We start from the raw sequence: 23306 nt of genomic DNA, 5'->3' as shown, positions 1-23306 counted from the left end.
TGACATGGCAGCAGAAGCAACAGCACATCACTCAAACGCAAAGAAAATCTGGAAAGTATTCTTTATCCTATCAGCAATTACTATCGTAGAGGTTGTATTAGGTATTTTTAAACCAGAAAGCATACACCATGTACACATCTTTGGTTTAAGTTTGTTAAATTATATCTTCATTGTTTTAACAATTTGGAAAGCGTACTACATCATGTGGTCGTTCATGCACTTAGAACAAGAGAAAACAGCTTTTAGATGGACAGTAGCAGGAGTTTTAGGATTCTTATGTGTTTATTTAATTACTTTAGTGTTAATCGAAGGAAACTACGTATACGAGGTTTTTCAACACGCACAATATAAGTGGATATTTTAATAAGTTATTATAATTTAAAAGGCGGTTTATTAACCGCCTTTTTTTATTTTTGTCTAGCTATTTAATTTATTGTAAAGTGAAAAAATATATCATACTCGTTTTGCTCTTTATCATGCCGATTTGTGCGTATTTGTTTTTCGCAACAGGAGTGAATCAATTTCAACGATTACCCATCATTAGTGAAAACGTAAATGAATTGCCAATAGGTGAAACTTCTTTAGGTAAACAGCCTGTGTTAGAAGGACGTATTACGGTGTTGGGCTTTCCTGGGGCTCATTTGTATAAAGACCGTGGAGATGCGTTTAATCTCAATCAGAAAATCTACAACCGCTATAAAGACTTTGACGACTTTCAATTGGTTATGGTTCTACCAAAAGGATCTGAGGAAGAGGCTAAGAAAGTAGTAGAGGATTTAAGTCCTATCTCGGATATGTCAAATTGGAATTATCTATTTTTAGAACCCGGAGAAATTCAAATGTTCTATAAGAGCTTGGGATTAGCCGGAAAATTAGACGACGATTTAGCAAGTATCAACGTTTATATCATTGATAAAGATAGAAACGTAAGAGGTAGAAAAGGCAAAAACAAAGCAGGTGAGCTTGAGTATAAAGAAGGATATTCAACAATTTCAGCCGCTGAATTGCACAACGATATGATGGATGATATGAAAGTGGTTTTGGCAGAGTATCGCTTGGCATTGAAAAAGTATGAACGCATTAAAAAGACAGAGTAGTTATGAAAGATAAATCGTATATCTGGATTTCGTTAGTCGTTTTAGTTTTCGGTATTTGGGCCGTTCCTAAAATCATCAAGAAATTCGAAAAATCAGACTTGCTTGTGATTGGACAAGCCCCTCAATTTGAATTAGTCGATCAGAATAATAAAACAATCAATAACGCGAGTTACAAAGGAAAGGTCTACGTTGTTGAGTTTTTCTTTGCTAATTGTCCAACAATCTGTCCAATCATGAATCAGAATATGTTGAAGTTGCAAGATGCATTCCGTCCACATATGGATTTTGGAATTGCTTCCATCACGATTGATCCAAAAAATGATACAGTAGAAGCATTAAACGCGCATGCAGCCGAATTAGGAGTTAAAATTCCCTACTGGCATATGCTTACAGGTGATGCGAAATATATCTACGATTTAGCTGGTAAATTCAATTTGTATACCGGTGTTAATCCTGATGCTCCTGGAGGATTTGAACACTCAGGATTATTTGCGCTTATCGATAAAGAAGGAAATATTCGCTGTAGAACGGATGAACATGGAAATCCAATCTTGTATTATGATGGAACATCAGATGATGGAGTGAAATGGATTAAAGAAGATATCAAACTTTTGTTAGAAGAATAGAACATGGAAAATTATAAAGAATTAGAACAGAAATACACCAAGTGGATTTGGATATTATCGATTACAATTCCAGTGGTGGTTGCTATTTTGTTTGGAGTGAATTTGCAAAAACTAGGGTATGATGTAGAGCCTTTGAGTTTTTTACCCCCTATTTATGCCACAATTAATGGACTTACAGCTGTTTTATTAGTTTGGGCAGTAGCAGCTATCAAAAAAGGAAATAAGGCCTTACACGAGCGTTTAATCAAATTGTGTATCGCTTGTTCTGTAGCTTTTCTTGCGATGTACGTGGCTTATCACATGACTTCTATCGAAACGAAATACGGTGGAGAAGGATGGATGCGTTATGCGTATTTCTTTATTCTGATTTCGCATATTTTATTGTCCATCATTATCATTCCTTTTGTACTAATTACCTTTGTACGTGGAATTTCTGGTTCATATCAACGCCACAAAAAACTAGCGAGAATTACGTATCCTATGTGGTTGTATGTAGCAGTAACAGGTGTGATTGTGTATCTAATGATTTCTCCTTATTACGTAAATTAGAAAGTATGAAAAAGATTGGTTTTTTAGTTGCATTTTTTCTTATGGCTTCGGCACAAACAGCTTTTGCTCAATGTGCTATGTGTAGAGCCGTATTGGAAACAGAAGACGGAGGAGTAAAGGCAGAGGCTGTAAATGACGGTATTGTTTACTTGATGATATTCCCTTATTTACTCGTTGGATTTGCTTTGTACTTTAGCTATAAAGTGTACAAAAAGAAGAAGAGTTAAGTATGCTTAAAATAACAAACCGCCTATATAGGCGGTTTTTTTATTACCTTTAATGTAACAATAAATAGTACTTCACGTCTTATAGTTTAGATAATTAGTTTTCAATGAATTTGACTAAAATTTACCTTTCAGCCTGGTTTTCTTTTCTTGCAATGTCTGTTTTGGCTCAAGAAAAGCGTTGGACGTTAGACGAATGTATCAATCATGCCATCGAACACAATATCAGTGTAAAGCAAATGGAGATTGGCGAACAAAGTAAAGCGGTTACCGTTGATGTTGCTCGATATGATTTCCTACCCGTGTTCAGTGGAACAGCTAACCATTCTTGGACTTTAGTGGATCAGCCCGATCCGCAAACAGGGATTATAGGACAGCGTACGTTGCAAGAATCTACAATAGGGTTGAGTGTGGGAGTTGATATTTTTGACGGTTTACAGAAACAAAAACGATTGGCAAAAGCTCGTTTGGAGCATGTATCTGCTGTATATCAAGTACAAAAGATAAAAGAAGATATAGCCCTGTCTGTTATTAATTCTTATTTGCAGATTATTTTCAACAAAGAATTAGTGCATACCAATCAAGTTCAGTTGGACTACGATCAGGCGGAAGTAAGTAGAGTACAGGTTTTAGTAAACGCAGGTGCTGTTCCTGCTGGAGATCTACTCGATGTAAAAGCTACCGTAGCTTCTTCTAGTCAACGTTTAATCAGTTCGCAAAATGAATTGATTATCGCAAAATTGAGTTTGGCTCAATTGCTTCAAATTCGCGATTATGAAAACTTTGACGTACTCGATTCGGATTATCAAGTGGCAGTATCTGAACTCATGCTGTATACACCCGAAGAAATAACCAGTCGCGCTTTCGAATCCTTGACGAATATTAAAACGGCTGAACTCAATGTGCAATTAGCAGAAAAAGAGGTGCAAATTAGCAAAGGAGCCTATTATCCCAAATTAACGGGATTCTATAACTTTGGATCGAATGTCCATTATCAAGATCGAATTGTGGGCACTACGCTGTCTGGCAGTATGGATCAAGTCGGATTTGTGGAAGGTTCAGGACAACGGGTAATGCGTCAGGGCATGATGAATGTCTACGGTGGCCCAGAATCCTTTTTTAGGCAGATTGACAACAACAAAAGTTCAGTCTTTGGATTGAGTTTGACCGTGCCCATCTTCAATGGATTAAAAACGCGAAAAACAGTGAAGTTGAATCAACTGGCTTTGGAGCAGATGCAATATGAAAAAGAAGCTGAAGAATTGAAATTAGAACAATTGGTTTACAAAGCATATACGGATACTAAGAGTAGTTTTCAAACCTATGAGGCTAGTGTGGTGACGTTGGAATCGCGAGAAAATTCGTTGGAGTATGCAAGAGAACGTTATGCAGTAGGTTTGATTAATATTTTTGAACTCAATCAAAACCAAAACCTATACGTAACAGCTCAATCGAATTTACTCAAAGCCAAATACGACTACATCTTTAAGAATAAAATACTAGAATACTACTTTGGATTACCGTTGTTTAAAAGAAATTAAGTGATGAAAAAGAAATATATATTTATCGTTTTAGCTCTTATTGTAGGAGTCTTTGTTGTGATGCAATTTTTTACAACGAAGGATGATGCTACTGTAGTAGAATTAGCAACAGTAGATGAAATTAATTTGGTAGAAACTGTTTCAGGGACAGGAAAAATTCAACCTGAAATTGAGATTAAAATAACACCCGAAGTATCGGGAGAAATCATAAATTTGCCAATCAAAGAAGGGCAGGTAGTCAATAAAGGCGATTTATTGGTGGTTATTAATCCTAATTTATATGAATCCAATTTAGATCGGATGGTGGCGATGTTGTCTACCAGTAAAGCTGGTTTGGAGCAAGCAGAAGCGCAACTAAAAGAAACGAAGGCGTCCTATGCAAGAAATAAAACGCTATTCGAAAAAGGAGTGATTTCTGGTTCAGAATGGGATCAAGTAGTGCGTTCTTATGAAGTAGCGAAAGCCAATAAAAATTCAGCTTTTTACAATGTTGAAAGTTCAAAAGCGGCGGTGGAAGAAGCAAAAGTAAACTTGTTGAAAACGACAATTTACGCACCAAGTGCAGGGACGATTTCTCGCGTGGATGTTGAACTTGGGGAACGTGTATTGGGAACCCAACAGATGGCTGGTACGGAATTGTTGCGCGTAGCAAACTTGAACAGTATGGAAGTGGAAGTGAATATCAATGAAAACGATATTGTCAAAGTGAAAGTGGGAGATGAAACGAAAATCAATGTAGACGCCTTTTTGAAAAAGGAATTTAAGGGAATTGTAACGAGTATTTCAAACTCCGCATCCAATCAAACCTTGTCTGCTGATCAAGTAACGACGTTCAAGGTGAAGATTAAAATTTTGCGTGAATCTTATGAGGATTTATTGGATGGGAAGTTAGAAGATTACTCTCCTTTCCGCCCTGGTATGACTGCAGCTGTAGATATTATTACCCATGTGAAAAACAAAGTGGTGGCTGTGCCAATTAGCGCAATTGTTATGCGAACGCCTAGTGATACGCTAACCACTCCAAGTGAAAATAAAACCGTCCAAGTAACAGAAAAACTGAAAGAAGCTGTATTTGTTGATGCCCAAGGGGTCGCTCAATTGCGTTTTGTGAAAACAGGTATTCAGGACGATAAAAATATTGAAATTGTTCAAGGGTTGAAAAAAGGAGATGTAATCATTACGGGGCCTTATTCAACGGTGAGTAAAACCTTGAAACACAACGATAAGATTAAGAAAGAAGAAACGAAATAATGATTGTACTATTGAATATAGAGACGGCAACTAAGAATTGTTCGGTCTCTTTGTCTGTAGATGGAGCACTTGTAGGAGTGAAAGAAATTGCAGAGGAAAATTTTTCTCATGCAGAAAAGCTACATGTTTTTATTGAGGAACTGTTAGTTGAAAATGGTTTAACTATGCGCAACCTTACTGCTATAGCTGTTAGTCAAGGACCAGGATCCTATACTGGTTTGCGCATCGGTGTGTCATCAGTGAAAGGTTTGTGTTATGGATTGAATATTCCGATGATTGCATTGGATACATTGCAGGTCTTAGCGAAACAATTACAAGTGAGTAGTGGTTGGATTATTCCTATGATCGATGCAAGGCGAATGGAGGTCTTTTGCGCTACTTTCTCTCATGATGGAGTGTTGGTTAAGCCAATAGAAGCAAAAGTGATTGACGAGGCTTCTTTTGATGAATTAAAAGGGGATATCCCTGTTTACTTCATTGGAGATGGAGCCATGAAATGTGCAACGGTGTTAACTGCCCCTAATTTTAATTTTTGTGAAGGGATTGTTTATCCTTCTGCTAAAGAAATGAGCGCCTTGAGCTATGAAAAATACCTGGTTAAAGACTTTGTTGATGTAGCTTACTTTGAGCCTTATTATTTGAAAGACTTTGTAATGCCTATAAAACAAAAGAAATAAGTGATTATAACGAATCACTTATTTCTCTTGCTTTCAATAAAATATAAGAATTGACTGCTGTAAAGTTGTCGTTGTCTACCCAAACTTGAACGACATAAGTAATTTTAGTATCTAGTAATTCCTTAATTAAAACGCGAGGCTTAGGCTGGGAGAGTATTTTGTCATTGGCCTGAAGTTCTTCTAATAATCTTTCAATAAACAGATTGGTGTTTTTTGTTAAGTTCGTTTGAACAAGTACCTCAGATCTTCTTAGGTTATTTTGCGATATATTTTTAATCTTACTGTTGGATAATACACCATTAGGTAAGTAAATGACACTGTTTTGATAGTTGACGATTTGCGTAGAGAAAATGTGGATACTCAATACTTTGCCTGTTTCTCCTTGGGCTTCAATAATATCGCCAATGCGAAAAGGCTTGAATAAAATAATTAAAACCCCTCCAGCAAAATTGCTGAGAGAACCTTGTAAAGAAAGTCCAATAGCCAAACTCATCGCTCCGATGATGGCGACAAACGAACTAGTTTGAATCCCCAATTTAGAAGCAATCACAACGAAAAGCAAAATGCGGAATCCCCAGAGTAAAACGTCGAGTATAAAACTCGAAAAAGTTGGGTCGATATTGCGTTTTGTCATAATGCGCTTGGCAATATTCTGAGACATTTTAATGACCCATAATCCCACTCCCAAGATGAAAAGTGCTGCGACAATATGCGGCACGTAATCGATTAGTTTCTCGATATAAGAGGTAAGTAAATGATCTAATTTTTCCATAGCTTAGAGCTTGATGAAACTGCTTAATTCAGTTGTAGGGGTTAAACAATGTTTGTTTTCACAAAGGTAATACTGGGTTGTCTCATCAACTGTATATTTTTCAAAATAGGGAATCAAACTCGCTTGATTAATTGGGAAAACAAAAGTTTTACTGATTAAATTGGCTTGAACTTTAAGGCTTGCTTCCAAGGCATGGGTCCCGACAATCGCTAATTCTGCTGGAGATTCAGTATACAACATAGCTAAAAGCCAATGAGAATAAGCCGAAGGATAATCTAAGTTTGATTGCATAACTTCAATCATTTGATGGGCAAGTTGAGTGTAATAGGGGTGTTCGAATGCAACGCCAAGTTGGAGTAAGCTTTTGCATATAACAGCATTGGCAGAAGGAATTACATTGTCTTCGGTTTCAATACTTCTCAAAATATTGTCTGCTTGATTCTCCTGACTAAAATAGAAGAACTTACTCTTTTCATCTAAAAATAAATCCAAAGTTAAATCCATAAGACGTTTGGCTTGCCATAGATAATCTTGGTTTGCTGTGTGTTCAAACAAGTGAATCAACGCTTGAATATAGAAGCTATAATCGTCCAAATACCCTAAGGTCTGTGTTTGTTGTTGATGAGAAGAGTGGTATAATCCTCGTTCTTCATCAAATAAATGGGTTTGAATATAGTGGTAAATGCGTTCTGCTTGTTGTAAATAATGTACTTGAGTAGTTGCACTATAGGCATCGAGAAGCCCTGTGATTAATAGGGCATTCCAACCGCAAATAATTTTATCGTCCAGTAAGGGTTTAGGTCGTTGATTGCGCTCTTGTAAAAGCAATCGCTCCCAATTTTTTTTGCGTTTTTGTAAATCAAATACATCCAGTTGATTGGCAGAAGCTATTGATTCTAGGGTTTGATTTTGAATAAGTACAAAGTTGCCCTCTTCCCAATATCCATAATCATTGCTATTAAAAACTTGGGCAAATAAGTTAAAATCATCCCCTAAAATTCGACGTAATTCCGCTTCTGTCCAAACGTAGTAAGCCCCCTCTTTTGACGTGCCGTGAGCATCCAAGCTATCTGCATCCAAAGCAGAATAAACACCTCCCCAATCAGATTGCCAATTGCGTTGGATAAAGGTTGCTGTTTTGTCAATTATTTCTAAATACAACGGATTTGCTGTGCGCTTATATGCGTCACTGTATACGCTTAATAGCTGTGCATTGTCGTATAACATTTTTTCAAAATGCGGAATATGCCATTTGAAATCAACAGAATAACGAGAAAAACCGCCTTCCACCACATCGAAAATACCGCCCCAAGCCATTTGAGTTAAGGTTAAATCAATATAGTGAAGCAAGTCTTTATCTCGATTGAGGTCTCCTAATTTTTGAAGATAGAAGAGGTTGGTAGGCATCATAAACTTAGGAGCGCGTTGATACCCTCCATACTCTAAATCAAAACTTTGTTTCCATTTTTCTAAAAGAACATCTAAATTAAATCGACGTTCTTCATTTGCTGATGGGGCAAGTCCCATGATATATACACCTTCTTGTAATTTTGTTGCAAATTCAAGTACTGTTTCGGGTTTATTTTGATGTAATTGTGCTAATTGAGTTAAAGCATCTAACCACGTTTGTTTAGGGAAATACGTGCCGCCCCAAATCGGTCTCCCATCAGGTAAACACACTACATTTAACGGCCATCCTCCTTGTTTAGTCATCAATTGAACCGCTTTCATATAGTAGGCATCCACGGCAGGATGTTCTTCTCGATCTACCTTAATTGAAAGGAAATTGCGGTTCATAACTTCAGCCACCGCGGTATTGGTAAAGCTCTCTTCTTCCATAACATGACACCAATGGCAAGTGGAATAACCGATGCTGACAATAACTAATTTATTTTGTTCTTGGGCTTGCTCAAAAACAGAAGCATGCCAAGCTTTCCAGTGAATAGGATTCGTAGCATGTTGCTTTAAATAAGGATTTGATGCGTGTTGTAGTTCATTCATGGAAGTGAGTTTAGATTACAAAATTAGGGAAAATTATTTATTGGAGAGAGGAAAGAGGAAAGAGGAGAGAGGAGAGAGGAGAGAGGAGAGAGGAGAGAGGAGAGAGGAGAGAGGAGAGAGGAGAGAGGAGAGAGGTGCCTTTTCAATGCATAGAAATGTTTACTTTTTTATGTATTTGTAAGTTGAGAATACCCGATTTTTCTAAAAAAGAATCACTCCTTTAATCTAGAATTCTACCCTTTCCTTCTCTCTCCTCTCTCTTTTCCAATAAAGGATAACATTAAGTTAACGTTGGATTACAGAAATATAAGGACTTTTGCAGTACGCAAAAAATAAAAGAATAAATGGAACAGATTTTTATTGTAATGCTGATAGCCCTTGGGATATTAGCGATAATAGATTTAACTGTTGGGGTTAGTAATGACGCTGTAAACTTTTTAAACTCAGGACTTGGATCCAAAGCGATGTCTTTCAAAGGCATTATGCTTGTCGCTTCTTTGGGTATTTTAGTAGGAGCGGTTTTTTCTGGTGGGATGATGGAGATTGCCCGAAGCGGAATCTTTGTCCCTAGCATGTTTACCTTCAATGATGTCATGATTATTTTCCTGGCTGTTATGATTACCGATGTCTTGTTATTAGATGTCTTTAACACCCTAGGATTACCCACATCTACAACGGTTTCAATTGTATTTGAACTATTAGGAGCTGCCGTGTGTTTGGCCGTAGTGAAAATTGTAACCAGTGATGACAGTTGGGCAACTTTACCTTCTTATATTAATACGAAGAAGGCCTCTGAAATTGTCGTAAGTATATTGTTATCCGTTATCTTATCGTTTACGTTAGGTACCTTGGTTCAATATGTTTCTCGTTTGATTTTTACCTTTCAAGTAGAGCGCAAATTAAAATATTTTGGAGCGCTATTCGGGGGAACTGCGATTTCTGCAATTTCATTTTTTATTTTAATTAAAGGATTAAAAGGATCGAGCTTTTTAACTAAAGAAGCTTCTATGTGGATTGACCAACACCAGCTGATTATTCTAGGAGTAAGTTTTGTGTTTTGGACGTTGTTTTCCCAAATGTTGATGTCTTTATTCAAGTTGAATATCCTACGTGTCATCATTATTATCGGTACCTTTGCTTTAGCCTTGGCTTTTGCAGGAAATGACCTGGTAAACTTTATTGGAGTGCCTATTGCTGCAGTACAGTCGTTTGAATTTTTTCAAAGTTCAGGGCAAGCCGCTGACGTATATTTGATGGGGAAACTAGCAGAAGAAAGTGTGAAAGCACCTTTCTACTTTTTATTGTTGGCAGGAGCTGTGATGGTCTATACACTGTGGACTTCAAAAAAGGCGCGTAATGTAATCGAAACAGAAATGAGTTTAGCTCGTCAGAGTTCAGATTCTTCTGATGAGAAATTTTCACCCAATTTACTGTCTAAAGCTTTGGTGCGCAGTATGGTTATTCTAGGAGGTATTGTAAATTATTTCCTTCCTAAATCGTGGCAAATCCATATGGACAAGCGTTTTGAACAACCGGTTGTGCAGTCAAAGAGTAAAAATAAACAAGATGAACCTGCCTTTGATATGGTTAGGGCTTCCGTTAACCTTATGGTGGCGAGTATCTTGATTTCAATAGGAACATCCATGAAATTGCCCTTGTCAACAACCTATGTAACCTTTATGGTGGCTATGGGGACCTCTTTCGCTGATAGAGCATGGGATAGAGATTCTGCTGTATATCGTGTGGCAGGGGTGTTCAACGTAATTGGAGGATGGTTTGTAACGGCTATTGTTGCTTTTGTCGCTTCTTTTATTACAGCTTATATCCTTTATATAGGAGAGGTATATGCATTAGTAGCAATGTTAATCTTAGTAGGTATCCTATTATATAGAAGTAATAAGATGCATCAACGCTTAGAGCAAGAGAAAAAACTCAAAACGGAAAAACTCAATAAAATTGATATTGTAACTATTCAAGAAGTAGCTTCGGAGAGTTCAGCTCAAATTGCTAAAGTTATTGTGCGCACAAATGAATTGTACACCCGTGTGATTGACGGAGTCGCGTTGCAAAATCACGCAGATTTAAAAGCGTGTAGAAAGAAATTAAAGCAGTTGGAAAAAGAAGTGGATAGCTTACGTGGTAATGTTTATTTCTTTATCAAAAACTTAGATGAAACGACTGTAGGGGCAAGTAAGTTTTATGTATTGACCTTAGGGTTCTTACAAGATATTATTAAGTCTACCTTATTTATTACACAGAACAGTTATACGCATGTGGACAACAACCACAAGAAATTGAAGTTTAATCAGATTCGAGATTTGAAATTAATTGACAATAAACTGCAAAGCTTCTTAGATGAAATTGGAACTATTTTCTTAGAGGAGAAATTTGATCGTATTAGTGATGTCTTAGCAAATAAAGAAGATATTACGCAGACGATAGACAAATTAATTCAAAAGCAAATCGTTCGCATTCGCACTACAGAAACGAGTCCGAAGAACAGTAAGTTGTATTTCTCTATTTTGTTTGAAACAGATGATATGGTGAAGGCTACAATTGGGTTGTTGGAGTTGTTTGAGAAGTTTGATTTGGATCAAAAGAGAACAAAATATACATCTAAAGGGTAGAAGTTATTTTTGCATGTACATAGGTATAAAAAAAGCGCTTGAAACTTTCAAGCGCTTTTTGTTTTGATATAACTAAGGAGTATTATCCATTGATTGCTTCAACAACGATAGCTTCATCCGCGAGCATATGTCTCAACATACTTTCAATTCCATTCTTTAAGGTAAAAGTAGAAGAGGGACATCCGCTACAAGCTCCTTGTAAAATGACTTGTACGACGTTCGTTTCTTGGTTGTAGTTTTGGAAGGCAATATTTCCACCATCCGCTTGAACCGCTGGTTTCACATTTTCTTCTAAAATATTAATGATGCGTTGTGATTTCTCGTCTAAAGAGTCAAAGTGAATATCCGCTTGTTTCTCTAATTCGGCAACATTTGTTACTAAAGCTTCGTCTACTGCTAAGTTTCCTTTTTCTAAAAATTCCTTAATAAAAGAACGGGTAGATTGGATGAATTCATTCCAATCAAATGCTTCATATTTAGAAATAGAAACGTAATTCTCGTCAATGAATACTTCGCGTACAAAAGGCAATTTAAACAGTTCTTTCGCTAATGGCGAAGACATTGCTTCGTCAATGTTTTTAAACTCAACCCCTTGCTTGGTTAATGCCTTGTTGGCAACAAACTTGATCACTGCAGGATTTGGCGTTGATTCCGCATAAATCGTAATTGGATGTTTTTTGTGAACATCTTTAGATTCTATTAAGATTTTCTTACCTTTAGCCATGAAAGTTTGGATTTGATCTGCAACAGTGTCTTGCACGTCATCCCATTCTACGATTGAAAATTTTTCAATGGCGATAAAATTATTTGCAATAAATACCGTTTTTACAAAAGGTAAGTAGAAAAGTTCTCTCGCTAATGGAGATGATGCAGTTTCATCAATGTTTTTGAACTCAAAATTGTCTCCTTTTGTGATGAAATCAGGGAGGATAAACTTGACAATTGCTGGGTTTTGAGTATTTTGAATTTTAATCTGTGACATTTTGTTTTATTTTTTTTCAAAATTAACAAACTTATATTCTACGAATCTGTATATTTGGTTTTTTAAACATATAATTAACATATAATTAAGTATGAATTAACAGCGTTAAAATACAAGTCTTTTAATTCTAGTTCTGAACGTAAGTTAATCTATTTTAGAATTTTATAATAGTAATAAATGAATAATAATTTTTATAAAGTGTGTAACGTATGAAGTTTAAAACAGTTTTTAGCTCTGTAATTATCCTAGTTGGAGCTATACTCTTGAGTTTTTCATCAAAGGCGCAAGAAGGAACGACAACTTTAGACCCTCGAATATCAGAAGTCTATCGTGATAATATGAAACTATTATCGGATGTTAGAGTTGAAGCTCTAACGAGATTACTGAATGAAAGAGTTGAAATAAGAGAAGAGGCCTATTCAAGAGATGAAAAATATCAATTGTTATCTGAAGTGCCCTTATTTAACAAGTACAATACCGCTTTAACACGTGATGAAGTATTTAATATAAATACATTTAATGTGTTAAAGTATAATTTGGCGTTTTTTGAAAATAGAGATGCTTTGTACCGAGTAGATAACACAAATTTTGTAATTATTATTCATCAAAAAGCTTATAGAAGATAGCAGTATGAAAAAAATTATTAACCTATTATTTTTATTATGTAGTTACCTGAGTTTTGCCCAAAATAATTCAGAGTATACTCCATATCCCATAACGAATGGACGAATAGATACCTGTTCGGGTTATTTCTTTGATTCAGGTGGATTTGATAATCATTATGGAAATAATGAAAACTTTACGTTTACCATCTGTCCTGATGATGAAGATAGTTATATCGTATTAGATTTTGAAAGCTTTATTACTGAAGCAAATGCTGATACATTAACTGTTTTTGCTGGTGATAATGCGAATGGAGCAGCTATTGCTACCTATTCAGGTCATATTGAAGAACCTTTTTCGGTTATAGGAAACTTAGCTACAAGTAATGGATGTTTAACTTTTGTATTTGAATCAGATGATCAAAATACAATGCCAGGTTGGCGTGCAAAAATTTCTTGTAGAGGTGAGTGTCAAAATATCAGAGCTGTTTTTGCGGGATCAATACCTGCAATTGATCCAGGTGTAAGACCTGTGTGTCCTGAAGACGTTGGAGTAATCCGCGTTTGTAAAGGAACGCCATTTACATTAAAAGCAGATGGTGTCTTTGAAAGAAATAATGAAGGAGCAAAATATGAGTGGATTTTAAATAGAAAAGACGAAAACTTAAATAATATAGTCTATCGTGGAAAAGAAATCACCACTCAATTTAATGAAGAGGGGTCGTATAAGTTTAGTCTCGTTGCCATTGATTCGGAAGGATGTAGAAGTAAAAATCTAGTCAGTGTCGTTATACAAGTAAGTTCTAATGAAGCAACCATTGATTTGAGTGCTGATAAACCAAATTATTGTTTAAACGAAACAATTTATTTGGATTCAGAGGTTGAATTGAAAAAATTTGACTACGAACCTATTCCTCCAGTAGCTGGAACAACTTTTATTCCAGATGGACGTGATTTATATACTACTAGTATTTTTGTCGATCAGTTTTGTTTAGGACAAACATTGGAAGACATGAATCATGTTAGAGTCTGTTTGAATATGGAACACTCCTTTATGGGAGATTTAATTATCACTTTAGTTGCTCCGAATGGTCAACGTGTTCTATTACACAATCAAGCTGGTGGAGCTAGAACTTTTGGTCATCCTAGATGGTTGCAAGGAAGAGAAGCTGATGAGGCTGAAGGGCCTGGTATAGGATGGAACTATTGTTTTGATATGACTCCTGGTAATATTATTGTTGGAGGTCCTGGTGTGGCTACAACTGCTGTATCGATGCCACCTCAGGGTAATGTAAGACAAGCGGCTAACCCCGGAACTTATTTACCCGTAGATTCTTTCCAAAATTTTGTTGGTACAGAATTAAATGGAGAATGGAGAATCGAAATATTAGATCAATTAGCAGTAGATAACGGTTGGATTTTCTCTTGGAGTTTAGAATTCGATGAATCTATTGTCCCAAGTGACTTATCATTTGCACCTGAAGTTAAATCAGAACGTTGGATTGGTGAAGGTATAGTTAATTTAGAAGATGGTAGAGCAATGGTTCGCCCTGTAACACCTGGTACTTATACATATACGTATGAGGTAACAGATAATTTTAATTGTATATATACTAAAGACATTACAGTTACAGTTGATCCCGTGTTGTTTGTGAATAGCCCAAGTAATTTAAATGCTTGTATGGATCAAGAAACAAGAAGAGGTACATTTAATTTGAGAGATGTACAAGCTTCGGTTAGTTCAAATCCTAATGTAATCTATAATTATTACGAATCGGAAGAAAATGCACAATTAGATATCAATGCTATTGATGTGAATCAAGTTGTACATATTAATAATAGTCCAAAACAAATTTGGTTTAGAGCGGTTGATCCAGGAATGAGCTTAAATTGTTTTACAGTTGATCATTTTAATTTAGTGGTAAACAATTGTGCATTACAATTGCGCACATTAGATAATTTAATTATTTGTAATCCTGCTACAATTTTCGACTTAACTGTACAAACGCCAATTGTATATAATAATGCGCCTGGATTTACAGTTACGTATTATACAACACAAGCAGATGCAGCTACAGGGAATAATGCAATTCCAACAGCGGATTTAGCGAATTTTACTGGAACACATGGACAAACTATTTATGTACGTGTACAAAGTAATACAAATCTTGAGGCTTATGCTACTACAAGTTTTAGACTATTCATTGAAGAGGTGCCAACTATATTTCCAGTAGATGAAATTTTTGGTTGCCCTATTAATGCAGAGAAGTCTATCGGTGAATTTAATTTGTCACTGAGTAATTTAACACTAACAGGTGGTAGACCCAATTTAATTGTTAGTTATTATGCTACAGAAGCCAATGCAATTGCTGGTTTGGCGGCGAATCGTTTACCTAACATTTATCAAAATACAGCAACTACAATCTGGGCACGTGTTGAGCACGCAAGAACAAAGTGTTTTGTAACAACACCTATAGATTTAATTGTAGCAGATATTCCTGATCATGCAGATGATGTTACCATTTTTAATTGTTCAACAAATAATGATGGTATAGCAGAGTTCTCAACAAGTACAATTACGTATCAATTGTTTGGTAATATATTACCTAATATAAGTGTGCGTTATTTTACTTCTCAGGCTGATGCACAAAGAAATATCAATAATTTATCAGATACATTTACGAATACAATTCCAAACAATCAAACGATTTATGCTAGAATTGCTTTTGACCGTTCAGGATGTTTTGAAATTGTACCGATTGAGTTGGTAATTTCACGTTCGCCTAGAATTGTAGAACCTACACCTTTCGCTGCTTGTGTAGAGAGTCAAAATAGAGAAGTAATTTATAATTTGCACTTAAAAGAATCTGAGATTTTAGGAGGTCAAAATGCTGCGAATTTTGAAATTACTTATTACTTAACAGAAAATAATGCGCATAGAGGAGAATTTTCTATAGAAAATGCTGATACTTTTTCAAATACAACTGCTTACGTTGTTTGGGTAAGAGTAGAGGATAGAACAACAGGATGTTATGCAGTAACGCGCTTAGTGTTAACTACAAAATTATTGCCTAATGTTCCTGCCATGTTGCCTACCTATAAATTGTGTAGTGCAGTAGAAAATAACGGAATCGGAACCTTCGATTTACTTGGTTATAAGAACGTAATTTCAAATGGCCAAAGAGGGTTAATCATTAGCTATCATAAAACAGAAGCTGATGCGGACACTAATCGAAATAGTTTGCCTAATAGTTATCAAAATGAAGTGGCTTACTATCAAACAATCTTTGTTCGTATCGAAAATGAAGCGGGATGTCATGTAGTAAGAACATTAGCATTACGTGTAGATGCTTTGCCTACATTAAATATCTCAAATGATCCATTCCAAGTTTGTAGTTATGGAGAAACGGGTGTAACTTCTTTTAACTTAGTGGATATTGTTAACACGATTCAAGTTGGAGTTGTTGGTTTAGAATATCATTTTTATGAGTTGGAAGAAAATGCATACAACGATATTGATCGTATTTTGACTCCAACAAATTATACCAATATTCAACCGGGTGTTTCTATAATTTGGGTGAAAGCACTTGATCCTGTAACGCGTTGTTTCACAGTCAAACCATTGAGAATTGTTGTAGTAGCTGCACCTACATTACCAGTGGCACTTGAAAATTTAGTGATGTGTACGGATAGACATGATGGTACAAGCGCTATTTTTGATTTAACCGATCAGAACGAACGCATCTTAGCTGAGCAACAAGTTGATCCAGCAAATATTAGTATCGTCTACTATTTATCGGAAGATGATGCATTGAATAAGAGAAACAGAATTACCACCCCAGAGGTATTTACAAATACAATATTAAATCAAAGAATCTGGGTTAGAATTGAAAATACGGTTACAAAATGTTATGTAATTGGTTCTTTCTTATTGGAAATTAAAAATCCATTAGAGATTGCAACAGTATTGACTCCAATTGAGTTATGTCAAGATTCATCATTACCTGGTGTATCTGCTACATTTAACTTACATGAAAGAGAATCTGAACTGTTATTAGGTGTTGAGGTTTTTGGAGCTGTATTTGGTTATTATGAATCGAAAGAAGATGCAGAGAACAACAGAAACCCAATTCAGAATACGAGAAACTATGTGAATAGAACAAATCCTCAAACAATTTGGATATCTGTAGAAGGAAGAAATGGATGTAGAAGTATTAGACCTTTGGTTATTCGAGTTAAACCTTTACCTGTGCCAAACTTCAATCCTAAGCCTTTAGAGATGTGTGAGTTTCAAACTAGAGATGGTAAAGCTGAATTTAATTTAAGATTAGCTGAAGAGGATATGAGAAATCAAGATCCGAATTTATTATTCAGTTATTTTGAATCTGAAGCAGATGCTACGGCAAATTTAAATGCTATTCCATTCCCTACAAATTATGTGACAGGAACAAGAATCGTTTGGGTAAGAGTAGCTAAGAATAATGGAGGAGTACCAGAGAGTTGTTTTGTATTAGTTCAATTACCATTGAAGGTGAATCTACAACCGTATTTTGGACCATTAAGTCCTTATACTTATTGTTTAGACAATCCAAGTCCATTTGCAAAATTTGATTTAAGAACAAAGTTTGATGAAATATTGGATGGTAGAAATGCTGCGGATTATACGATCACATTCTATACAACCTTAAACGGGGCAATGAATGATAGTAATCCTCTTCTGTATGATTATACTAATATCGTTGCGTTCCAGCAAGAAATTTACGTAAGATTAACAGATAAGAAAACGGGTTGTTTCTATGTGGATAAACTAATTTTGTCAATTGAACAGAAAGTAGTAGCGTTCCCAATAGATTTGACAGATAAGACTAGAATTGAGGTATGTGCTACACCTGCCGGATCTGGTGGAACTGCAACATTCAATCTCAATTTATTTACTGATGAAATCAAAGGAGCGCAAGTTATTGATCCAGCTGATTTAGAAGTTGAGTATTATTATAGAAATGCATTGATTGATGTAGCTGATTTAGGTCGTTTTGTCTTGCCTATCGGATCACATGAAATTGTCGCTATTATTAAGCAAGTAGGACCTGCTGGAACAGTATTCTACTGTCAAGATGAAACGAGATTTACATTAACAGTATTCGAAACACCGATTGCACCAGTTTTACCAACAAGTACATTAGTGTGTATCGACTACAATACAAAAAAATTAGTAGATCCATATACAATTGATTCTGGATTTAAAGCTGGAGATTATGAATTCCAATGGGAGAGAAGGAATGGTACAATTGGAGCGTTTACTCCAATTGCTGGAGCTACGAAATCTTATTATGTAGTAGAGAGTATTGAACAAGGTAATATGTTTAGAGTTGTTGTTAAATACAAAGGACAACAATGTTCGAATACAAGTAATGCTATAATACTTAATACGGTTGAAGAGATCAAGATTAAAATCATGAATGCCGATTCAAAAGGTATTTTAGGTGCTATAGATGGAGAAGAGCGAATTTCTATTGTAGTTGAAAGTCCAACGGATGCTAGATTGTTCGAGTTTGCTTTGGATGAAGGAGCTTATCAAGATTCAAGAGTTTTCTATGATGTATTAAATGGAACACATAGAGTTTGGGTGAGATATAAAGATCAAAGATCAATCTGTCCACAATATGTTGATATATTTGTTTTAGGTTATCCTAAATTCTTTACACCAAACGGAGATGGATTTAATGATACATGGAATATTCCAACATTAAAAGGACACCCAGAAGCAGTGATTTATATCTATGATAGATATGGTAAGTTGCTTTCTCAGTTTACTCCTGCAAATGGAGGATGGGATGGTACATTTAATGGGAAACCAATGCCATCAACAGATTATTGGTTTACTGTAGAATATTTAGAAGAGGCGAAACAAGCAAATCAAGTTCCTAGAAAGGTTCAATACAAAGGACACTTCTCATTAAAACGATAATTTAGGATATGAAAATATTTAAGAAAAGATATTTAGCAGTTGCGTTATTGGTTACTCAAATGGGCCAGGCGCAAGACGGTGGATTACCTATGTATTCGGATTATTTGGCTGATAACTATTATTTGATTCACCCAGCAATGGCCGGATTGAAAAATAGTACACAGATAAGAGGAGCGATCAGACAACAATGGGGTGATACAGATGATGCACCGCAAACTCAAACTTTAACAATCAATACCCGCGTCGGAGAACGATCGGGTATTGGTATCATCGCTTTCAAAGATAAGAATGGATATCATTCAGATACTGGAGCGAAGTTGACGTATGCACATCATATTACGTTCAGTGAATCACGCTATGAATTGAATATGTTATCGTTTGGTATGAGCGCTGGTTTTGCTCGAACTACATTAGATGAAACAGAATTCGGTTCGGTTTATGATCCAACTTTAAGTGGTGGTCTTGAAGTAAAAGACAGTTATTTCTCTGTAGATTTTGGAGCAGCTTATCACCGTGGAGAGTTCTTCTCTATGTTTACTGTGAAAAATGCGGTTACTAGTAAAAGAGAATTGTACACCGACGCAGAAAGTAGCAATTTCCGCCGTTATTTATTAGGTGGAGGTTATACCTTCGGAAACACACGTTACAACGGTGGATGGATGTATGAGCCTTCTGTTTTATTGCAGTATGTAGAAGAAACGGAAATGAAGTTAGCAGATGTGAACATGAAAGTGTACAAAAATTTTGACAACGCTAAACTTTGGGCAGGAGTGTCTTACAGACGCGATTTCAATAGAGCAGAGTACATGAAAAATGGTAAGACGAAAAAACAAGCAAATCAAAGTATCAGTCCATTACTTGGAGGATCTTATAAAATGTTTAGTTTGACTTATACGTATACGCATGAATTAGGAGATAATACGTTTAACAAAGGAGGATTCCACTTGTTTACACTTGGAGTTAATCTGTTTGGAAAACGAAGCACATTAGATTGTAATTGTCCTAACTTACATGATTAAAAAAAAGTCCCGATATTTATCGGGACTTTTTTTTATATAATATAACGACGTATGATAATAAAGGAAATAAGAGGAAAGTATCCGCAAATACCAGCAGATTGTTATATCGCTGAAAATGCAACTATCGTTGGAGATGTTACAATAGGAATCTCCTGTAGTATTTGGTTTAATGCCGTGATTCGTGGTGATGTAAATTCAATAACTATTGGAGATAAAGTTAATATTCAAGATGGAGCAGTGATTCATTGTACCTATGAAAAGCACCCTACTGTAATTGGAAATAATGTTTCTATTGGACACAATGCTATGGTGCATGGTTGTGTGATACACGATAATGTTCTTGTTGGAATGGGAGCTATTGTGATGGATAATTGTGTCGTACACAGCAATACGATTATCGCAGCAGGAGCTGTGGTAACACAAAACACAGTGATCGAATCTGGGAGTATTTATGCAGGAGTTCCTGCAAAGAAGGTAAAAGATATCAGTGCTTCGGATTTCGCGGGGGAAATAGAGCGTATTGCGAATAATTATGTGATGTATTCCAGTTGGTTTAAAGAAGAAAATCAACAAGAAAAAGAAGACTCAAATGCATAAGAACAAAAAAAGCAGTAAGGTAATTTCCTTACTGCTTTTTTTGTTTTGAATGAGCAGAAACAAAGAAGCATTGCTACTGTGCAATGCTTCTTTTAAAATTCAATTTGTTGAACTTGGATATCTTTTGGCGCAAATGTTTGTAAAACAGAAGGGTCAATATTGGTATAAAATTGTGTGTTTCCAGGTTGATCATTTGTGGTCAGTAGCTGATGATCAGCTAATACTTTTTGGGTGTGCTTAGCAACCGCTTCTCCAGAATCAATAACTAAAATATGATCGGGAATAATTGTTTTTATGATAGGAGTTAAGTAGGGGTAGTGTGTACATCCCAACACAAGGGTATCCATGCCTTGTTCCACCATAGGGAGCAAATAGAGTTGCAAAAGGTCTTTCATTTCTTGTGAATGAATTTTTCCTGCTTCAATTAACGTAACAAGATTATAGCCGATTTGCTCAATTATTTTGACATTTGGGTATAGTTTTAGCTTAGAAGTGAATAAATCACTTGTAATGGTTCCTTTTGTAGCTAAAACGCCTATTGTTGAGGTTTTAGTCAATAGAGAGGCCGGTTTAATAGCAGGTTCTATACCTATGATCGGAATTGAAAAAGAGGAACGCAATTCTTGAATGGCGTTAGTTGTTGCTGTATTACAAGCTACAATAACCAATTTACATCCTTGATCAACTAGGTATTTTACATTTTTATGCGATAGCGCTTGAATGGCTTCTTTGGTTTGTGTGCCATAAGGTGCATTCTTTTGATCTGCTAGAAAAATGGTATCTTCATAAGGCATTAAGTTGTGAATCTCCTGCCATATTGTGGTTCCACCTATACCAGAGTCAAATAAACCAATGGGATTTGTATTTTTCATAAGTAGAACAAAAATAAAAAAGTCCGTTGTAATAACGGACTTTTTTATTGAAATATAAAAATTATTTAATACCTAATTCTTTTTTTACATCAGCTGCTAAGTTAGTACCGTCAGCTAATAAAACACCAGAACCCATTGATGAATCTAATACATATTGGATTCCTTGAGCGCGTGCTACTTTTTGGATTGCTGTTCTAGCTTTCTCAAAAATAGGTTGTGTTAAATCAACCTCTTTCTTTTGTAAGTCTTGTGAAGCTGTAGTTTGGAACTGTTGGATTCTTTGTAAAAGATCTTCCACTTCTTTTTGTCTATCTTCGTTTACTTTATCACCTACAGTAGCAGCTTCATTTTGGTATTTTTGAGCTTTTGTTTGATACTCAGATACCATTGTTCCGTATTCTTTTTGATATTTTTCGCTTAATGTTTTCAATTCTGCCTCAGCTGATTTCATAGCAGGCATTTCTGTAATTAAAGCTTGAACATCGATGTGTGCAACTTTAGTTTGTGCTGTTGCTGTAGTTAAGCTAAGGCCAAAAAACATTACTGCTGCAATCAATAAGGATTTCATTTTTTTCATTGTATTCGTTTTTTATATTATTTTACTTGTTACTTTTTGCGGCTTCAATTTGTTTTTTCATTTCTTCTTGTTCTTGAAGCATTTTTTTGCGTTTTTCTTCTTGTTCTTGTTGAACGCGTTGTTTAATTTCTTCTTGTTTACGTTGAGTTTCCTCTATTTGTTTTTTGCGTTGTGCCAACGCTTCTTGTTTCCTTTGCTCTAAATCTGCTCTTCGTTTAGCTTCGGCAGCTTTTTGATCAGCAATTAGTTTCTCAAGCTCTTCATTCTTGTTGTTCTTTTGGAGTTTTTCTGCCTCCTCTCGTCTTCTATCTCTTTCTTCCTGCGCTCTCTTCTCTCTTTGGATTTTGAGGTTTTCAGCCTCTTCTTGCTGTTGCTTGATTTTATTTTCTTGTTCTAATTGAAGTTGTTCTTTCTTTTGTTTATCCTCTTGCTTCTTCTGCTCAATTTCTTCTTGCTTTTGTTTTAAAAGTTGCTTTTGGCTTTCAATTTTTTCTTGTTTTAAACGTTCCGCTTCTTCTTTTTTCTCTTTGAGCTCTTTGAGTTTTTCTTCTTGTTGGCGTTTTAGCGAATCTTCTTTGCTAATTTGCTCATGCTCTGTTTGAATTTGCTGTTGCTTCTGTTTTTCTTCTTTTTGTTCTTGACGCATTTGACGTTCAGCTTCTTCTCTTCGTCTTTGCTGTTCTTCACGTCTACTTTGTCTAAGTGAAATAGCATCTTCTTCTTTCTCTTCTTTTTCCACAGCCTCTACTTGTTCAGCTGTCATGTTTTGTTTTCTTCGAGCAGAAGTCATACGACGAATGACTAAATTACTAATATCATAGCGTTTATCCGCTATCAACATTGTAGTTTCTGCATTCTTATCTAAAACATAATCGTATTTTCTAGCTTCAGCAATATCTTGTACCATAGAGAATACTTGATCTTGAATCGGTTTCGCTAAACTTATTTTTTGCGAAAAGTACTCTCCATCTGTACCAAAATATTTTTGTTGATATTTTAAAAGATCGTCCTCAAGCGAACTGATGTCTTCTTCTTTTTCATTTATCAAATCACGAGTCAGCAGTACTCTTTCGTTTGCTAAGTCCGTTTTAAGCTTTTTAATCTCTTCCTTTTTTTTGTCAATCTCTTGTTTCCAACCTTCTGCACGCGATGCTAACTGTGCACTCGCTTCCGTGTATTCGGGCACGTGTTGCAAGATAAGTTCCATATCAATATAAGCAACTCGGGCAGACCCACCTTGTGCAAAGGAAAAGGAATATCCAAAAATACTGATTAAAAAAATAAAAAGATACCTCATAATTTGTTAAATTTTAGCAAAGTGTAT

Annotated in this window: 20 protein-coding genes; 14 read left to right on the top strand and 6 right to left on the bottom strand. The window is 35.7% G+C overall.

What is annotated here, in order from left to right:
* The first annotated feature begins 4 nt into the window (after positions 1 to 4).
* The 8 genes from HX004_RS05265 (at position 5) to tsaB (ending at position 5965) form a co-directional block, all read left to right on the top strand.
* The gene (locus tag HX004_RS05265; protein ID WP_286441289.1) at positions 5 to 364 is read left to right on the top strand and encodes a cytochrome C oxidase subunit IV family protein; all 360 of its coding nucleotides are present in this window, start codon (positions 5 to 7) and stop codon (positions 362 to 364) included.
* Between the two features lie 112 nt (positions 365 to 476).
* Entirely contained in the window at positions 477 to 1097 is a 621-nt protein-coding gene (locus HX004_RS05260) for a hypothetical protein (protein ID WP_286441368.1), read from the top strand.
* 2 nt (positions 1098 to 1099) lie between these two features.
* Entirely contained in the window at positions 1100 to 1723 is a 624-nt protein-coding gene (locus HX004_RS05255) for an SCO family protein (RefSeq protein WP_286441288.1), read from the top strand.
* A 3-nt stretch (positions 1724 to 1726) separates the two neighbouring features.
* Positions 1727 to 2272 carry a DUF420 domain-containing protein gene (locus HX004_RS05250; protein WP_286441286.1) on the top strand — a complete coding sequence of 182 codons (546 nt, stop codon included), beginning with the start codon at positions 1727 to 1729 and terminating at the stop codon, positions 2270 to 2272.
* A 5-nt stretch (positions 2273 to 2277) separates the two neighbouring features.
* A complete protein-coding gene (locus HX004_RS05245; RefSeq protein WP_286441285.1) occupies positions 2278 to 2499 on the top strand; it encodes a CAMCR motif-containing small membrane protein in 222 nt (73 codons plus the stop codon).
* 104 nt (positions 2500 to 2603) lie between these two features.
* Complete coding sequence (locus tag HX004_RS05240) at positions 2604 to 4037, top strand: TolC family protein (RefSeq protein ID WP_286441284.1); 1434 nt, start codon at positions 2604 to 2606, stop codon at positions 4035 to 4037.
* A gap of 3 nt (positions 4038 to 4040) precedes the next feature.
* Positions 4041 to 5288, top strand: a complete 1248-nt coding sequence (locus HX004_RS05235) for an efflux RND transporter periplasmic adaptor subunit (RefSeq protein ID WP_286441283.1) — start codon at positions 4041 to 4043, stop codon at positions 5286 to 5288.
* Positions 5288 to 5965, top strand: coding sequence for a tRNA (adenosine(37)-N6)-threonylcarbamoyltransferase complex dimerization subunit type 1 TsaB (gene tsaB / locus HX004_RS05230; RefSeq protein ID WP_286441282.1), 678 nt, complete (start codon positions 5288 to 5290; stop codon positions 5963 to 5965). The genes HX004_RS05235 and tsaB overlap by 1 nt, the downstream gene beginning before the upstream one ends.
* A gap of 4 nt (positions 5966 to 5969) precedes the next feature.
* Here tsaB and HX004_RS05225 read toward each other — a convergent pair whose 3' ends face one another.
* A complete protein-coding gene (locus tag HX004_RS05225; RefSeq protein WP_286441281.1) occupies positions 5970 to 6737 on the bottom strand; it encodes a mechanosensitive ion channel family protein in 768 nt (255 codons plus the stop codon).
* A 3-nt stretch (positions 6738 to 6740) separates the two neighbouring features.
* Entirely contained in the window at positions 6741 to 8738 is a 1998-nt protein-coding gene (locus tag HX004_RS05220) for a thioredoxin domain-containing protein (protein WP_286441280.1), read from the bottom strand.
* Here HX004_RS05220 and HX004_RS05215 point away from each other — a divergent pair.
* Positions 8737 to 8919 carry a hypothetical protein gene (locus tag HX004_RS05215; protein WP_286441279.1) on the top strand — a complete coding sequence of 61 codons (183 nt, stop codon included), beginning with the start codon at positions 8737 to 8739 and terminating at the stop codon, positions 8917 to 8919. The two genes, HX004_RS05220 and HX004_RS05215, sit on opposite strands and share 2 nt — an antisense overlap.
* Positions 8920 to 9082: 163 nt before the next feature.
* Positions 9083 to 11365: an inorganic phosphate transporter gene (locus tag HX004_RS05210; protein ID WP_286441278.1), complete on the top strand. Its 2283-nt coding sequence runs from the start codon at positions 9083 to 9085 to the stop codon at positions 11363 to 11365.
* 82 nt (positions 11366 to 11447) lie between these two features.
* On the opposite strand, the gene HX004_RS05205 is transcribed toward HX004_RS05210, so the two are convergent.
* On the bottom strand, positions 11448 to 12347 hold the full coding sequence (locus tag HX004_RS05205) for a NifU family protein (protein ID WP_286441277.1): 900 nt from the start codon (positions 12345 to 12347) through the stop codon (positions 11448 to 11450).
* Positions 12348 to 12556: 209 nt separating this feature from the next.
* Between HX004_RS05205 and HX004_RS05200 the strand changes: the two genes are divergently transcribed.
* The 4 genes from HX004_RS05200 to HX004_RS05185 are packed head-to-tail and all read left to right on the top strand — an operon-like array spanning position 12557 to position 20533.
* On the top strand, positions 12557 to 12973 hold the full coding sequence (locus tag HX004_RS05200; RefSeq protein ID WP_286441276.1) for a hypothetical protein: 417 nt from the start codon (positions 12557 to 12559) through the stop codon (positions 12971 to 12973).
* A 4-nt stretch (positions 12974 to 12977) separates the two neighbouring features.
* The gene (locus HX004_RS05195; RefSeq protein ID WP_286441275.1) at positions 12978 to 18917 is read left to right on the top strand and encodes an FIDD domain-containing protein; all 5940 of its coding nucleotides are present in this window, start codon (positions 12978 to 12980) and stop codon (positions 18915 to 18917) included.
* Between the two features lie 8 nt (positions 18918 to 18925).
* Positions 18926 to 19936 (top strand): PorP/SprF family type IX secretion system membrane protein, encoded by a 1011-nt coding sequence (locus HX004_RS05190; RefSeq protein ID WP_286441274.1) that lies wholly within the window; start codon positions 18926 to 18928, stop codon positions 19934 to 19936.
* Between the two features lie 51 nt (positions 19937 to 19987).
* Complete coding sequence (locus HX004_RS05185; protein WP_286441273.1) at positions 19988 to 20533, top strand: gamma carbonic anhydrase family protein; 546 nt, start codon at positions 19988 to 19990, stop codon at positions 20531 to 20533.
* Between the two features lie 92 nt (positions 20534 to 20625).
* Here HX004_RS05185 and murI read toward each other — a convergent pair whose 3' ends face one another.
* From murI to HX004_RS05170, 3 genes are all read right to left on the bottom strand, one after another.
* Positions 20626 to 21405 (bottom strand): glutamate racemase, encoded by a 780-nt coding sequence (gene murI / locus HX004_RS05180; protein ID WP_286441272.1) that lies wholly within the window; start codon positions 21403 to 21405, stop codon positions 20626 to 20628.
* Positions 21406 to 21466: 61 nt separating this feature from the next.
* Entirely contained in the window at positions 21467 to 21982 is a 516-nt protein-coding gene (locus HX004_RS05175) for an OmpH/Skp family outer membrane protein (RefSeq protein WP_286441271.1), read from the bottom strand.
* Positions 21983 to 22004: 22 nt separating this feature from the next.
* Positions 22005 to 23279 (bottom strand): OmpH/Skp family outer membrane protein, encoded by a 1275-nt coding sequence (locus HX004_RS05170; RefSeq protein ID WP_286441270.1) that lies wholly within the window; start codon positions 23277 to 23279, stop codon positions 22005 to 22007.
* Positions 23280 to 23306: the final 27 nt, after the last annotated feature.

The organism is Myroides sp. 1354, assembly GCF_030324495.1.
Taxonomy (GTDB): domain Bacteria; phylum Bacteroidota; class Bacteroidia; order Flavobacteriales; family Flavobacteriaceae; genus Flavobacterium.
The sequence above is the reverse complement of the archived record's forward strand: the minus strand, read 5'-3'. Positions and strand labels throughout refer to the sequence as shown.

Excerpts from the sequence above, each read along its gene's own strand:
- HX004_RS05265 (WP_286441289.1), top strand. The coding sequence starts at position 5 with ATGGCAGCAGAAGCAACAGCACATCACTCAAACGCAAAGAAAATCTGG.
- HX004_RS05260 (WP_286441368.1), top strand. The coding sequence starts at position 477 with ATGCCGATTTGTGCGTATTTGTTTTTCGCAACAGGAGTGAATCAATTT.
- HX004_RS05255 (WP_286441288.1), top strand. The coding sequence starts at position 1,100 with ATGAAAGATAAATCGTATATCTGGATTTCGTTAGTCGTTTTAGTTTTC.
- HX004_RS05250 (WP_286441286.1), top strand. The coding sequence starts at position 1,727 with ATGGAAAATTATAAAGAATTAGAACAGAAATACACCAAGTGGATTTGG.
- HX004_RS05245 (WP_286441285.1), top strand. The coding sequence starts at position 2,278 with ATGAAAAAGATTGGTTTTTTAGTTGCATTTTTTCTTATGGCTTCGGCA.
- HX004_RS05240 (WP_286441284.1), top strand. The coding sequence starts at position 2,604 with ATGAATTTGACTAAAATTTACCTTTCAGCCTGGTTTTCTTTTCTTGCA.
- HX004_RS05235 (WP_286441283.1), top strand. The coding sequence starts at position 4,041 with ATGAAAAAGAAATATATATTTATCGTTTTAGCTCTTATTGTAGGAGTC.
- tsaB (WP_286441282.1), top strand. The coding sequence starts at position 5,288 with ATGATTGTACTATTGAATATAGAGACGGCAACTAAGAATTGTTCGGTC.
- HX004_RS05225 (WP_286441281.1), bottom strand. The coding sequence starts at position 6,737 with ATGGAAAAATTAGATCATTTACTTACCTCTTATATCGAGAAACTAATC.
- HX004_RS05215 (WP_286441279.1), top strand. The coding sequence starts at position 8,737 with ATGGAAGTGAGTTTAGATTACAAAATTAGGGAAAATTATTTATTGGAG.
- HX004_RS05220 (WP_286441280.1), bottom strand. The coding sequence starts at position 8,738 with ATGAATGAACTACAACACGCATCAAATCCTTATTTAAAGCAACATGCT.
- HX004_RS05210 (WP_286441278.1), top strand. The coding sequence starts at position 9,083 with ATGGAACAGATTTTTATTGTAATGCTGATAGCCCTTGGGATATTAGCG.
- HX004_RS05205 (WP_286441277.1), bottom strand. The coding sequence starts at position 12,347 with ATGTCACAGATTAAAATTCAAAATACTCAAAACCCAGCAATTGTCAAG.
- HX004_RS05200 (WP_286441276.1), top strand. The coding sequence starts at position 12,557 with ATGAAGTTTAAAACAGTTTTTAGCTCTGTAATTATCCTAGTTGGAGCT.
- HX004_RS05195 (WP_286441275.1), top strand. The coding sequence starts at position 12,978 with ATGAAAAAAATTATTAACCTATTATTTTTATTATGTAGTTACCTGAGT.
- HX004_RS05190 (WP_286441274.1), top strand. The coding sequence starts at position 18,926 with ATGAAAATATTTAAGAAAAGATATTTAGCAGTTGCGTTATTGGTTACT.
- HX004_RS05185 (WP_286441273.1), top strand. The coding sequence starts at position 19,988 with ATGATAATAAAGGAAATAAGAGGAAAGTATCCGCAAATACCAGCAGAT.
- murI (WP_286441272.1), bottom strand. The coding sequence starts at position 21,405 with ATGAAAAATACAAATCCCATTGGTTTATTTGACTCTGGTATAGGTGGA.
- HX004_RS05175 (WP_286441271.1), bottom strand. The coding sequence starts at position 21,982 with ATGAAAAAAATGAAATCCTTATTGATTGCAGCAGTAATGTTTTTTGGC.
- HX004_RS05170 (WP_286441270.1), bottom strand. The coding sequence starts at position 23,279 with ATGAGGTATCTTTTTATTTTTTTAATCAGTATTTTTGGATATTCCTTT.